The organism is Pseudorhodoferax sp. LjRoot39 (genome assembly GCF_964253035.1).
GTDB lineage: Bacteria > Pseudomonadota > Gammaproteobacteria > Burkholderiales > Burkholderiaceae_C > Pseudorhodoferax.
In genome coordinates this window covers 5,868,191-5,880,479 of the sequence record NZ_CAXUQL020000001.1, presented here as the reverse complement: position 1 = coordinate 5,880,479, position 12,289 = coordinate 5,868,191, and the positions used below count along the sequence as shown (strand labels likewise).

The window sequence follows — 12,289 nt, the reverse complement described above, 5'->3', positions numbered from 1 at the left end:
CAAAAGGCGATGGAAGTGGTTAGGATTTGTGGAGAAAAAGTGTTGTGGAGTCCCGGCGATGATGACCTTCAAGCAACTCGAGGCGCTGTACTGGATCGGCGAACTCGGCAGCTTCGCGCTCGCTGCGCACAAGCTGCACACCTCGCAGTCGGCCGTGTCCAAGCGCGTGCACGAGCTCGAACAGGCCTTCGACACCGCGTTGTTCGACCGCAGCCAGCGCTCGGCCCGGCTCACCGACAAGGGCGAAGAGATGTTCCTGCTGGCCAAGGGCCTGCTGGACCAGCGCAATGCCGCCATCGAGCAGTTCGGCCGCGCCGAGGTCGTCGCGCGCCGCGTGCGCATCGGCGTGACCGAACTCACCGCCATGACCTGGCTGCCGCGCTGGGTCGAGCTGATCCAGGTGCACTACCCGCAGGTCACGCTGGAGCCCGACGTGGACAGCAGCGTCAACCTGCGCGAGAAGGTGCTGGCCGATGAACTCGACCTCGTGGTCGTGCCCGATGCCTTCGCCGACACGCGCATCCCGAGCAAGCGGGTCGGCATGGTCGAGAGCGCCTGGATGTGCAAGCCCGGCCTGGTCGAGGCCGGGCGGCGCATCCGGCTGCACGAGCTGGCGCAGCACCAATTGCTGCTGCAGGGGACACGCTCGGGCACGGGCCTGCTCTACGACGGCTGGATGAAGAACCTGGGCGTGCAGCCGGCCAAGCCCATCGTCGTCCACAACCTGGTGGCGCTGATTGGGCTCACGGTCTCCGGCCTGGGCGTGAGCTACCTGCCGCGCGAGGCCGTGGCACCCATGGTGCAGGGCGGCCTGCTCGCGGTGCTGGACGTCACGCCGGCGCTGCCGCCCGTGCCCTACGTGGCCATGTACAAGGGCGAGCACCGCAGTTCGCTGCTGGCTTCGGTCGTCATGCTGGCCCAGGAAAGCTGCGACTTCTCGCGCATGTTCCAGGGCGACTGAGAGCTCTGATCAGACGCCGTTGCTGTTGGGGTTCTTGTAGATCTCCTTGACCGCTTCGGTCATCGGGAAGTTCAGGTTGGCATTGGTCGGCGGGATCGGCCGCAGGAACCACTTGGCGTAGATCTCGTTGATCGCGCCCGAGGCCATGATGTCGGTCACGGTCTTGTCGACCAGCGCCTTGAAAGCCGGGTCTTCCTTCCTGTACATGATGCCGTAGGGTTCCTGGCGCAGCGACTCTTGCGTGAGGATCTTGAACTCGTCCGGGTTGGGAGCGGTGGCGATGAAGCCGGCCAGCTGCACGTCGTCCAGGATGTAGGCGGCCGTGCGGCCCGAGGCCATCATGAGGAAGCCGTCGGCCGTGTCCTTGGCCGCGAGATCCTGCACCTCGATGTTGCCGGAGCGCTTGTAGGCGCGCAGCAACTGCACGCCGGTGCTGCCGGCCACGGTGGAGACGGTCTTGCCGTTCAGGTCGGCGAAGCTGTGGATGCCCGAGTTCTTCTTGACCGCCGCCGTGATGCTGGTCACGAAGTGGCTGGGGGCAAACGCCACCTGCTGCTGGCGCTGGACGGTGTTGGTCGTGGTGGCGCAGTCCAGATCGACCGAGCCGTTGTTCAGCAGCGGGATCCGGTTGGTCGAGGTCAGGATCATGTAGCGCACCTCGAGCTTGGGCAACGCGAGCTGGGCCTTGACCGCATCGACGATTCTGAGGCAGATGTCGTTGGTGAAGCCGGTCGGGTCGCCACTGCCGGTGGGCTTGTACGAGAACGGGATCTGGCTGTCGCGCGCGCCGATGGTGATGGTGCCGCTGGACTTGATCTTGGCCAGCGTGTCGGACTGCGCTGCCGCGTGGCCGCAGGCGAGGGCGGCGGCCATGGCGATCGTCAGGGAGAGAAGGTGCTGCATGTCGGGGCCTCGCGAGGGGTTGGGGTGGGCAAGGCCGCGATTCTGGAAGCAAGCCGGCTGATCAAAAAGCGATTTAACTTCATCGATTTCCGATCGGAAAAGCGATGGATCGACGCTTCAGCGGCCCTGGAAGCTGCTGGGCGGCTGGCCCATGGCGGCCTTGAACATGGCCGAGAACGCGCTGTCGCTGGCATAGCCCGTGGCGGCCGCCACCTGCCCGACCGAGGCGCCCTGGGCCAGCAGCGGCAGCGCATGGGCCAGGGCGGCCTGCTGGCGCCACTGCTGGTAGCTGGTGCCGAGCTCGCCCTGGAACAGCCGCGCGATGGTGCGCTCGCTGGCGCCCACGTCGGCGGCCCATTCGGCCAGGGTGGTGCGCGCCGCGGGGGCCCGCACCACGGCCTCGCACAGGGCGCGCAGGCGCTTGTCGCCCAGCTGCGCATGCGGCATGGGCACGGCCAGGGCCTGCGGGTCGGCATGCGTGATCTCGTCGTGCACGAGCTGCATCAGCAGGGTCTCGCGCGCCGGCCGCAGTGGCTGCGCGTCCAGCCCCTGCACGCATTCGCGCAGCAGCGGCGAGGCCACGATCATGCGGCTGCCGCTCCAGCCCGCGGGCGTGAGGCTGGCGTGCAGGTACAGCGTGCGGAACTCGGCCGCCTCCAGCACGTCGATGCAGTGCAGCTGGCCCGGCGCGATCCAGACCGCGCGAGAGGGCGGCACGATGTAGGTCAGCTCCTCGCGCCGCTCACCCTCGGGCAGCGCGCGCACGCGCAGCGTGCCGGTGGCGCAGAAGGCCAGCTGGGCCCAGGGATGGCGGTGCGGCTCGAAATGGGTATCGGCCGGCATGCTGCGCGCACGCACGCGGACCGGGCGCGCCGCATCGGGCGTGAAGGGGTCGGTGTCGCCCACCGGTTCCAGGCGGGGGTGTCGCTGGGCCATGGCGCAGATTGTCCGGTATCCGACGAATCCTGTCTTTTCGTCGCAATTCTGCAGGCGTAGCATCCGGCCCCATGACGACGACAACAGCGGCCTCCCTGCCGGCGGGCACGGCGAGCCTGAGACAAGACGCGCACGTGATCGGCCTGGTCGGCATCGCCCACCTGGTCAGCCACTTCAGTCAGCTGCTGCTGGCGCCGCTGTTCCCCTGGCTCAAGGACGACTTCGGCGTGGGCTATGCCGAACTGGGCTTCCTGATGACGCTGTTCTTCGTCACCTCCTGCGCGGTGCAGGCGGCCTCGGGCTTCGTGGTCGACCGCTTCGGCCCGCGGCCCGTGCTGTTCGGCGGGCTCGCGCTGCTGGGGCTGGCGGCGTTCGGCTACGCCGCCAGCACGCACTACTGGATGCTGGCGCTGTTCTCGGTCGTGGCCGGCATCGGCAACGGCGTGTTCCATCCGGTCGACTACACGCTGCTGAACCGCAAGGTCAGCGCGGCGCGGCTGGGCCATGGCTACAGCGTGCACGGCATCACAGGCAGCCTGGGCTGGGCGGTGGCGCCGGCCATGCTGGTGCCGATCACGATCGCCACCTCGTGGCGCACGGCCCTGGTCTGCGCCGGCGTGTTCGCGTTCGCGGTGCTGGCGTTGCTGCTGCTGAACCGCGAGAAGCTGGCGCTGCCCGCAGCGGCGCCGGCCAGGCCTGGTGCCGCGGCGGCCGACAGCAGCTTCGGCTTCCTGCGCATCCCGGCGGTCTGGATGTGCTTCGGCTTCTTCTTTTTCTACGCGGTGGCGCTGGGCATCGTGCAGGTGTTCGCGCCCGGTGCGGCGCGCGAGTTGCACGCCGTACCCGTGGCCCAGGCGGCGCTGTGCCTGACGGTCTACATGGTCTGCAGCGCGCTGGCCATGGTGGCGGGGGGCTTCCTGGTGTCCGACCCCACGCGCTGCGAGAAGCTGGTGGCGCTGGGCTTCGGCTTCGCGGCCTGCGTGGCGCTGGCGCTGGGGCTTACGCACCCGCCGGCCTGGATGGTGCCGGTGCTGTTCGGCCTGATGGGCCTGGGCGCGGGCATCGCCGGGCCCTCGCGCGACATGATCGTCAAGCGTGCCACGCCGGCCAATGCGAGCGGCCGCGTCTACGGGGTCGTCTACTCGGGCCTGGACATCGGCCAGGCCCTGGCGCCGCTGGTGTTCGGTCCGCTGATGGACAAGGGCCAGTACGCGGCCGTGTTCTTCGGCCTGGCGATCGTGCAGGCCGTGCTGATCGCCAGCGCGTTCAACGTGGGCCGCGTGCGGCGCACGGCCCTGGCACCCGCCTGAGTGTCGCTGGCGCTCATTGCCTGGGTGGCCGTGGGCGCGGCCCTGGCCGGTTTCGTGCAAGGCCTGTCGGGCTTTGCGTTCAGCATGGTCTCGCTGTCGGTCTGGGCCTGGACGCTGGACCCGCTGCTGGGCGCTTCGCTCGCGATCTTCGGCGGTTGGACCGGGCAGGTGATCGCTGCCTTCACGCAGCGCCGCATGCCTGACAAGGCCTTGCTCTGGCCCTTCCTGGTCGGCGGCCTGTGCGGCGTGCCGCTGGGCCTGTGGCTGCTGCCGCGGCTGGATGTGGTGGTGTTCAAGGCCGCGCTGGGTCTGCTGCTGGTGGTCTGGTGCCCGACCATGCTGCTGTCGGCACGGCTGCCGCGCATCCGCGGCGGCCGCCTCGGTGACGGCGTGGCCGGCCTGGTCGGCGGCGTGATGGGCGGCATCGGCGGACTGTCGGGCACCGTGCCCACGCTGTGGTGCACGCTGCGCGGCTACCCGCGCGATGCGCAGCGCGCCGTGGTCCAGAACTTCAACCTCGCCATGCTCAGCGTGGCGCTGGCCCTGCATGTGCTGGGCGGCCATCTGACGGCGGCCATGCTGCCGCTGCTGGGCATCGTGGCCGCGGCCGTGCTGGTGCCCGTGCTGCTGGGCGCGCGGCTGTACCAGGGCCTGTCCGAGGCGGCGTTCCGCCGGCTGGTGCTGGGCTTGCTGACGGCCTCGGGCGTGGCGATCCTGGCATCGGCGTTGCCGCAGTTGTGGCGGCGCTGAGCCTGCGCGCGCGGCTGGTGTGTACAGTGCGGCGGCGCGCACGGCGCGTCATCCGGGTCACTGCATGCCTCCCACCGAACTCCTTGCGCTGCAACGGCAGCGTTTCCTCGATCCGTCCGATCCGTCGGCCTGCGCGCGGGTGCTGCAGTTGTTGCTGGCGCAGGATGGATCGACCACCCGCCTGTGCGAGACGGTCGCGGGCGGGCCGGTCGCGCTGCACCTGCTGGAGCAGCGTGTCACGGCCAGCGTGCCGCCAGCGGTGCGCGCTGTCCTGCCGGGTGGGCTGTTCATCGAGCGCATCACCTGCCTGGCCGCGCAGGGCCGGGTGATGATGGACAACCTCGCCTACATCGGCCTGGACGGGCTGCCGGCCGACGTGCGGCGGGACCTGGAGGCCGGCGTGGTTCCCATCGGGCACCTGCTGTCGCGCATGTGGATCCGGCGCCGTTTTCTCGAGCCGGTGCCGGCGCTGTACGAACGGCTCTGGGACGCGGCCGGTGGCCTACCGGACGCCGCGGCTTCGCGCCTGTACTGCATCGCCACGCCCGAAGGCCCCAGCATGGTGATCGCGGAGACCTTCCGGCGCGGCATGCTGATGGCGCCTGCGGCCCACGCCTGAGGCGCAGCTTGGACGCTGCGAATGGGCCGTCGCAACGCCCGCTTGTCAGCCCGCCAGCAGGGCGTCCAGGCGCTGCAGCCCGGCGATGGTCTGCACGCAGGCCTGCGCGGCCTCCGTGCCCTTCACGGCGAAGTGCTGGTGGAAGTACTTGCGGTGCTCGACGTGCTCATGGAAGTGGTGCGGCGTCAGCACGGCCGAGATCATGGGCACGCCCGTCTCCAACTGCAGGTCCATCAGGCGGCTGACCACGGTGTTGGCAACGAACTCGTGGCGGTAGATGCCGCCGTCGACCACCAGCGCGCAGCAGACCACGGCGGCATAGCGGCCCGACTGGGCCAGGCGCTTGGCGTGCAGCGGGATCTCGAAAGCGCCGGGCACGTCGAGCACGTCGATGCGCTCGCGCGCGAAGCCCTGGCGTTCCATCTCGGCGAGGAAGGCGTCGCGTGCCTGGTGGACGATGTCGGCATGCCACTGCGCCTCGACGAAGGCGATGCGGCGCTGGTCGCTGCCGCTGTGGGAGGAGAGAGGAAGGTCGTTGAGCTGACTCATGGTGTTCCTTGGAGCAAGGTTGGCCTGAATCAGGGCGCACGAACGCATGGCCTGCGCGCATCCATGGCGGACGCACGCGCGGCATCGCGATCGCGCTCTCTTTCATCCGGACTGTGACCGTCGGCTCCGGGATCGCACCGGATCTGCTGACCCTTGCACGGCTGGCGTGCAAGGCGCTCGCGGGCTTGTGCGGGTTGCCCCGCCATCACCGCCGGTGGGGAATTGCACCCCGCCCTGAGAACGCTTTGCGCCGGCCCGTGACGGGTCGGCGCGGGGCAATTCTAGGCGGCGCGCGGCAACCCTTTGGCGGCTAAGGACGCCTGTGCGACAGCAGGAAGCGCAGCAGTTCGGCGCTGGCATCTACGCCGCCCGGCGCGGTGTAGCTGCCCGCCGGGCTGCCGCCCGACCAGGCATGGCCCAGGCCGTGCAGTACCCAGTGCTCGGCCTGGCTGCTGCCGTCGGCGCCGCGGTAGACGGTGTGGGTGAAGGCCTGGCCGTTCGGCGCGCGGCCCTTGCGGATGTCGGGGCGCTCTTGCGGCCGGCCGTCGCGTGCGACGGCGGCGCCATTGGACGGATGCACGGTGCTGTCCGCGTCGCCGTGGAACACGATGACCGGGCGCGTGGGCAGGTCGGTGGTGGCCGCGCCCGTGGGACCGCTGCGCATGGCTGCCAGGGCCGAGGGCAGGTCGTTCGCGGTACCCAGCGGCAGGCCGGAATGCACGCCGACGGCCGCGAACAGGTCGGGATGGCTGCGGCCCAGGATGTCGGCCATGGCGCCACCGGCCGACAGGCCCGCCACATAGACGCGCTCGGCATCGACCGCATGGGTGGCCATGACCTCCTTTGTCAGCGCGGCCAGCAGGGCCGGCTCGCCCTGGTCGCGCCGCTGGTGCTGCGGCTTGAACCAGTTCCAGCACTTCTGCGCGTTGGCGTGCTGGGTCTGCACGGGGTACAGCACCAGCATGCCGGCCGCACGGGCCAGTTGGTTCATGCGCGTGCCGGCGGCGAAGTCGTCCGCGTCCTGCGTGCAGCCGTGCAGCATGACGAGCAGCGGCCGCGGCGCAGGCGCTGCGTTGGCCGCAGTGGGCGGCACGTAGAGCTTGTAGGCCAGCGTTCGGCCACGGTGGCTGAAGCTGCCGTCCAGCCATTGTTCGGCGTCGGGCGCAGCGGCGTGTTCGCTGCGTGTGGCCGACGGTGGCAGCGCCTCATCGGGGACCACGCGGCTCTCGGCATCGATCACGGTGCCCTGGTCTGGTGGCGCCTGCGTCGGTGCCAGGCCGGCCAGGCCGGCATCGCGCAGCGTGCGCTGGATCAGGTCGGTGGCGGCCTGGAACTGGCCGCCCTGGGTCAGGCGCGTGGCTTCGCCGAACAGCTCGGTGAACAGGTGCTTCATGGTGGAGTTCTCGTCTCAGTGGATGCGTCCGGCCAATGCGGCTCGGACGGTCGGGCTCGCATGGAGCGCACCCAGCACGGTGATGGATTCGATGGTCTCCGCCGCAAGTTCTGCTGGCACATCGGGCGCGATGCTGGCCAATCCCAGCACCCTGATCTGCAGTTTCTCGCCGGCCGCGCGGACCCGTGTGAGGTCGGCTGCCGAGAACTGCTGTAGTCCAAGCACCAGCATCTTGCGCGCCACCACCTGGCGCAGCGCGTCGCCGTGCGTCGCCAGATGGTTGCGGATGGCGGTGCGGATGAAGTCGCTGCGGTTGGCGTAGAAGCCCTCGGCCACCAGCAGGTCGATCTGGCCCAGATCGACGTAGCCGAGGTTGATGGTCAGCTTCTCGGACTCGCTGACGCGCGCAATGGACTGGGTGTTGGTCATGAAAACATCCTCATGCCATCCATATGGATGGTCATTGGATGTTTTCAAGAGGGTCGCTAGTCGATTTGCGCTTCGAGCGCCAGGCGCTGCGCCCGCGCTGTGCGGCCGCGCTGGTCGTGCACCACATACAGGCCCGAGCCCACCAGCAGCGCGATGCCGCACCAGGCCCAGGCGTTGGGCACGTCGCCCCAGACTCCATAGCCCAGCACCACGGCGAACAGCAGGGCCGAGTAGCGGAATGGCGCTGTCAGCGAAACCTCGCCCTGGCGCATGCACTGGATGATCAGGAAGTAGCCGGCCACGAGGAACACCGATGCGGCCGCCAGCCATGCCAGCTGCACCGGCGCAAAGGGCTGCCAGCCCTGGGCCAGCGACATGGCGCCCGACAGCAGCGTGACCGCCACCGCCGTGGACAGCGTGACCACGATGGAGGGAATGGCCGGGTCGATGCGGCGCGTGAGCAGGTCGCGCGTGGCGTGGAACAGCGTGCCGGCCAGGCACAGCAGGGCCCAGGCATTGAAGCCATCGCTGCGGGGCTGCACCACGCACAGCACGCCGGCGAAACCCACGGCCACGGCCAGCCAGCGCGCAGTGCCGGGGCGCTCCTTCAGGAACCAGACCGCGAACACCACCATGAACAGCGGCGCCGCGAGGTTGATGGCCGTCGCATTGCCCAGCGGCAGGTGGAACAGCGAGAGCAGGTACATCACCGTGGCGCAGGCGTCCACCGCTGCGCGCGATGCGACGCGCGGCTGCAATACGTGGCGCAGCTGCCTGCGCACGCCCAGCGCGCAGGCCATGCCCAGCACCAGCAACGAGGCCAGCACGCCGCGCAGGAAGATCAGCTGCGCCGAGGGCATGCCCTCGCTCACATGCTTGACGATGGCGTCGTTGACGACGAAGCCCGCCATGGCCCCCGCCATCATCCAGATGCCGCGTCGGTTGGCGGCTGCGTTGGTGGGAGGCGAATGCACGGCCGGGTTTATACCGCGCTCTTGTGGCGCGCGATGCAGGTCTCCAGCACCTCGGCACCGGGGCGCTGCCACCAGTCCAGTTCCGAGAAGATCTCGACCTCGGCGAAGCCGGCGAAACCGGCCTGCTCGACCCAGCCGCGGATCTTCTTGAGCTCGACCACGCCGTCGCCCATCATGCCGCGGTCGTTGAGCAGGTCGCGCGTGGGCGTGAGCCAGTCGCAGACGTGGTAGGCCAACAGGCGCGTGTGCTTCGCGTCGCCGGCGCGGGCGATCTGCTGCTGCAGCTTGGGGTCCCACCAGCAGTGGTAGACGTCCATGGCCACGCCCAGCATGCCGGTCTGGCCGGGGTCGAGCGCATCGCACAGGTCCAGCGCGTGTTCCAGCGTGTTGATGCAGGCGCGCTCGGCCGCCTGCATGGGGTGCAGCGGCTCGATGGCCAGCGGCATGCCGACCTCGCGCGCGTACTCGAGCGAGGCAGAGATGCCGTCGCGCACCTCGTTGCGGGCGCGGGCGATGTCGGTGTAGGCCGGCTTGCCGGTCAGCGCACCTGGCAGCGCGCCGACCACGAGCACGAGACAGGCCGCGTCCAGCGTCTTGGCCTCGTCGATGGCGCGGCGGTTGTCGTCGAGCGCGGCGGCCAGGCCAGCGGCGTCGGCGGCCGGGTAGAAGCCGCCGCGGCAGTAGCCCGACAGCTGCATGCCGTGTTCCTTGAGCTGCCGGCGCGTGGCCTCCAGGCCGGCAGCGGCCACCTGGTCGCGCCAGGGGCTGATCGCGCGGATGCCGCGGCGTGCGCACTCGTCGATGATCTGCGGCAGCTGCCACTGCTTGCGCACGGTGGCGGTGTTCATGGACAGCCATTCGTGGCTGGAAGAGAAATCGCGCATGGGGGTGCTTCAGGAAGAGGTGGGAGGAATGCGCTCGCGGCGCAGCTGGCGCACGATGGCGGCGTTGTCGAGTTCGCCGTCGCCGGCCGCGATGGCCGCGCGCATGAGCGCGGCGTGGGTCTGCGACAGGGGCAGGGCCTGGCCCTGGTCGGCCGCGGCGGCCAGCATGAGGTCCACGTCCTTGAGATGCTGGCGGATGCGGGATTGGGGTTCGAAACGCTCCTCGACCATCATGCGGCCCTTGGCTTCGGCGGCGCCGGAGCGTGCGGGCGTGGCCAGCACCAGTTCGAGGAAGGCCGCAGGTGCGATGCCCAGGCGCTCGGCGAAGACCATGCCTTCGGCCAGCACGGCGCGGTTCAGGCCCAGCACGAGGTTGGTGGCCAGCTTGGCGCGCGCGCCCATGCCGGCACCACCCACGTGCACGCGCGTGGCGGCGATGCGGTCCAGCAGCGGCGCGGCACGGGCCAGCGTGGCGGCGTCGGTGCCCACCAGCATCGTGGCCTGGCCGGCGGCGATCTGTTCGCTGGAGCCGGACAGCGGGGCCTCAACGAAGCCCAGGCCGCGTGCGGCCAGGCGTCCGGCGAGGGCCTGCAGCTTGTCGGGGTCGCCCGTGGAGCAGTCGATCAACAGTTGCGTGCGCGGCGCTGCGGCCGACAGCAGGCCTTGCACGCCCTCGACGCTGTCGACCACGCCGCCGGTGTCGAACACGGCCAGCACCACGGTGTCGCAGCGCTCGCCGAGCGCGCGCACGCTGTCGGCGGCTTCACCTTCGAACGCTGCACGCGCCTCGGCGCGGATGTCGTAGCCCAGCGTGGCGATGCCGGCTTCACGCAGGCGCTGCGCGATGGCCTGGCCCACGAGGCCCAGGCCGACCAGTCCGACGGGGGGGACGGGTGCGGTCATAGCGAAGCGCCACCGCAGACGCGGATGTCCTGGCCCGTGATGGGCGCAGCGGCCGGCGACAGCAGGAAGCCCACCAGTGCGGCGACCTCGTCGGGCTCGATGAGCCGGCCCATGGGCGGCAGCTTGGGTTGTTCGGTCTGGCGTGCCGGGTCGTCCAGCATGCCGGTGCGCGTGGCCGCGGGCGACACCACGTTGACCGTGACGCCCTGCGCCACGACCTCGGCCGCCCAGCTGCGCGCGAGCGCCAGCATGGCGGCCTTGGTGGCGGCGTACTGGCTGCGGCCGGCCACGCCGCTGGCGACGCGGCTGCCGATCAGCACCACGCGGCCCTGGCCTGCGCGGGCCATGGCCGGCAGCAGGATGTTGGCGATGCGGCTCAGCGCGTCCACGTGCAGCTGCCACATGCGGGCGCCGTCCTCGGGCTTCAGGCGGCCCAGCGGCGCCACGCGCAGCACGCCAGCCGCGTGCACCAAGGCTTGCGCGCCCTCGGCGGCGCGCGCCGCCGCGTCGGTGGCGGCACCGTCGGCCAGGTCCACTTGCACGTGGTCATAGCGCACGTGATCGATGGAGGCAGCGGCGCGGTCCATGCCCGTCACGGCCCAGCCCTGCGCAAGCAGGGTCTGGGCGATCGCCGCGCCGATGCCGGCACTGCTGCCGGTCACGACGGCACGGGACTCACTCGGGGCGGATGTTGGCATCGGCGATGGTCTTGAACGCGCGCGCCGTGTCGTCCTTCTGGAAGCGCGCGAACTCGTCGGGGCTGCCGCCGCCGAGCAGGATGCCCTGGCTGGTCAGCCGCTCCTTCATCTCGCCGGCCAGCGCCTTGTTGACCTCGGCATTGAGCTTGGCCGTGACCTCGGCCGGCAGCTTGGCCGGGCCCCACAGGCCGTACCAGCTGTAGAACTCGTAGCCGGGGATGGTCTCGCCGACCGTGGGCACCTCGGGCAGCGTGGGCAGCCGGGTCTTGGAGGTCACGGCGATGATCTCCAGCATGCCGCTCTTGTAGAACGAGGTCGCGCCCAGCACCGGGTCGACGAAGCCGGCGATCTGCCCGCCCACCAAGTCCTGGTAGGCCGGTGCCGAGCCCTTGTAAGGCACGATCTGCAGGTTCAGGCCGGCGCTGCTCTTGATCAGTTCGGTCGAGAAATGCCCGGCCGAGGCGATGGAGCCTACCGCGAAGCTGAGCTTGCCCGGATTCGCCTTGGCATGCGTGATCAGCGACTTGACGTCGGTGATGGGCAAATCCTTGTTGACCGAGACCGACAGCGGCGCTTTGGCCACCAGCGCGATCGGCGTGAAGTCGGTGGCCGGGTCGTAGGGCGGCGACTTCAGGAAGTGCGTGGAGGTCGTGAAGGTCGAGGCGTTGAACAGCAGCGTGTAGCCGTCGGCCGGCGACTTGGCCACGGCACCCGCCCCGATGGTGGCGTTGCCGCCGGGACGGTTCTCGACCACGAAGCTCTGGCCCGTCTGCTCGCCGAGCTTTTGCGCGAGCAGTCGGCCCACGGTGTCCAGCGTGCCGCCCGGCGGGAACGGGATGATCACGCGCACGGGCTTGTTGGGATAGTCATTGGCCAACGCGGCCGTGAACGGCAGCGCGAGGGCGAGGGCCGCCAGGGCCCGGCGCGAAACGACGTGCATGTCTGTCTCCTGATGTGGTGGCGGGGCCGCACCTGCCGCC

Annotated in this window: 14 protein-coding genes and 1 riboswitch; of the genes, 4 read left to right on the top strand and 10 right to left on the bottom strand. The window is 70.2% G+C overall.

The annotated features are described in order from the left end of the window. The first annotated feature begins 61 nt into the window (after positions 1-61). Positions 62-961 (top strand): LysR family transcriptional regulator, encoded by a 900-nt coding sequence (locus ACSQ4M_RS27515; RefSeq protein WP_436194075.1) that lies wholly within the window; start codon positions 62-64, stop codon positions 959-961. Between the two features lie 9 nt (positions 962-970). Here ACSQ4M_RS27515 and ACSQ4M_RS27510 read toward each other — a convergent pair whose 3' ends face one another. Together ACSQ4M_RS27510 and ACSQ4M_RS27505 are read right to left on the bottom strand one after the other, a co-directional pair. Continuing rightward, positions 971-1,864, bottom strand: coding sequence for an amino acid ABC transporter substrate-binding protein (locus ACSQ4M_RS27510; RefSeq protein WP_436192566.1), 894 nt, complete (start codon positions 1,862-1,864; stop codon positions 971-973). A gap of 117 nt (positions 1,865-1,981) precedes the next feature. Then, positions 1,982-2,800, bottom strand: a complete 819-nt coding sequence (locus tag ACSQ4M_RS27505; RefSeq protein WP_436192565.1) for an AraC family transcriptional regulator — start codon at positions 2,798-2,800, stop codon at positions 1,982-1,984. A 71-nt stretch (positions 2,801-2,871) separates the two neighbouring features. Here ACSQ4M_RS27505 and ACSQ4M_RS27500 point away from each other — a divergent pair, with 71 nt between their 5' ends. The 3 genes from ACSQ4M_RS27500 to ACSQ4M_RS27490 all read left to right on the top strand — a co-directional run bounded on the left by ACSQ4M_RS27500 (position 2,872) and on the right by ACSQ4M_RS27490 (position 5,479). Continuing rightward, entirely contained in the window at positions 2,872-4,110 is a 1,239-nt protein-coding gene (locus ACSQ4M_RS27500; protein WP_436192564.1) for an MFS transporter, read from the top strand. Further along, on the top strand, positions 4,111-4,860 hold the full coding sequence (locus tag ACSQ4M_RS27495) for a sulfite exporter TauE/SafE family protein (RefSeq protein WP_436192563.1): 750 nt from the start codon (positions 4,111-4,113) through the stop codon (positions 4,858-4,860). A 64-nt stretch (positions 4,861-4,924) separates the two neighbouring features. Further along, positions 4,925-5,479 (top strand): chorismate--pyruvate lyase family protein, encoded by a 555-nt coding sequence (locus tag ACSQ4M_RS27490; protein ID WP_436192562.1) that lies wholly within the window; start codon positions 4,925-4,927, stop codon positions 5,477-5,479. A 45-nt stretch (positions 5,480-5,524) separates the two neighbouring features. Here the strand turns inward: ACSQ4M_RS27490 and ACSQ4M_RS27485 are convergent, their stop codons facing one another. From ACSQ4M_RS27485 to ACSQ4M_RS27450, 8 genes are all read right to left on the bottom strand, one after another. Then, the gene (locus ACSQ4M_RS27485; RefSeq protein ID WP_436192561.1) at positions 5,525-6,028 is read right to left on the bottom strand and encodes a 6,7-dimethyl-8-ribityllumazine synthase; all 504 of its coding nucleotides are present in this window, start codon (positions 6,026-6,028) and stop codon (positions 5,525-5,527) included. 90 nt (positions 6,029-6,118) lie between these two features. After that, a riboswitch (FMN riboswitch) is annotated at positions 6,119-6,274 on the bottom strand. A gap of 64 nt (positions 6,275-6,338) precedes the next feature. Beyond that, a complete protein-coding gene (locus ACSQ4M_RS27480; protein WP_436192560.1) occupies positions 6,339-7,421 on the bottom strand; it encodes an extracellular catalytic domain type 1 short-chain-length polyhydroxyalkanoate depolymerase in 1,083 nt (360 codons plus the stop codon). Positions 7,422-7,436: 15 nt separating this feature from the next. Beyond that, positions 7,437-7,850: a CopG family transcriptional regulator gene (locus tag ACSQ4M_RS27475; protein ID WP_436192559.1), complete on the bottom strand. Its 414-nt coding sequence runs from the start codon at positions 7,848-7,850 to the stop codon at positions 7,437-7,439. Between the two features lie 56 nt (positions 7,851-7,906). Further along, positions 7,907-8,824: a DMT family transporter gene (locus ACSQ4M_RS27470; RefSeq protein WP_436192558.1), complete on the bottom strand. Its 918-nt coding sequence runs from the start codon at positions 8,822-8,824 to the stop codon at positions 7,907-7,909. An 8-nt stretch (positions 8,825-8,832) separates the two neighbouring features. Continuing rightward, positions 8,833-9,708: a sugar phosphate isomerase/epimerase family protein gene (locus ACSQ4M_RS27465; RefSeq protein ID WP_436192557.1), complete on the bottom strand. Its 876-nt coding sequence runs from the start codon at positions 9,706-9,708 to the stop codon at positions 8,833-8,835. 9 nt (positions 9,709-9,717) lie between these two features. After that, positions 9,718-10,611: an NAD(P)-dependent oxidoreductase gene (locus ACSQ4M_RS27460; protein WP_436192556.1), complete on the bottom strand. Its 894-nt coding sequence runs from the start codon at positions 10,609-10,611 to the stop codon at positions 9,718-9,720. Further along, complete coding sequence (locus ACSQ4M_RS27455; RefSeq protein WP_436192555.1) at positions 10,608-11,309, bottom strand: SDR family NAD(P)-dependent oxidoreductase; 702 nt, start codon at positions 11,307-11,309, stop codon at positions 10,608-10,610. The genes ACSQ4M_RS27460 and ACSQ4M_RS27455 overlap by 4 nt, the downstream gene beginning before the upstream one ends. Further along, positions 11,287-12,249 carry a Bug family tripartite tricarboxylate transporter substrate binding protein gene (locus ACSQ4M_RS27450; RefSeq protein ID WP_436192554.1) on the bottom strand — a complete coding sequence of 321 codons (963 nt, stop codon included), beginning with the start codon at positions 12,247-12,249 and terminating at the stop codon, positions 11,287-11,289. Before ACSQ4M_RS27450 ends, ACSQ4M_RS27455 begins: the two co-directional genes overlap by 23 nt. Positions 12,250-12,289: the final 40 nt, after the last annotated feature.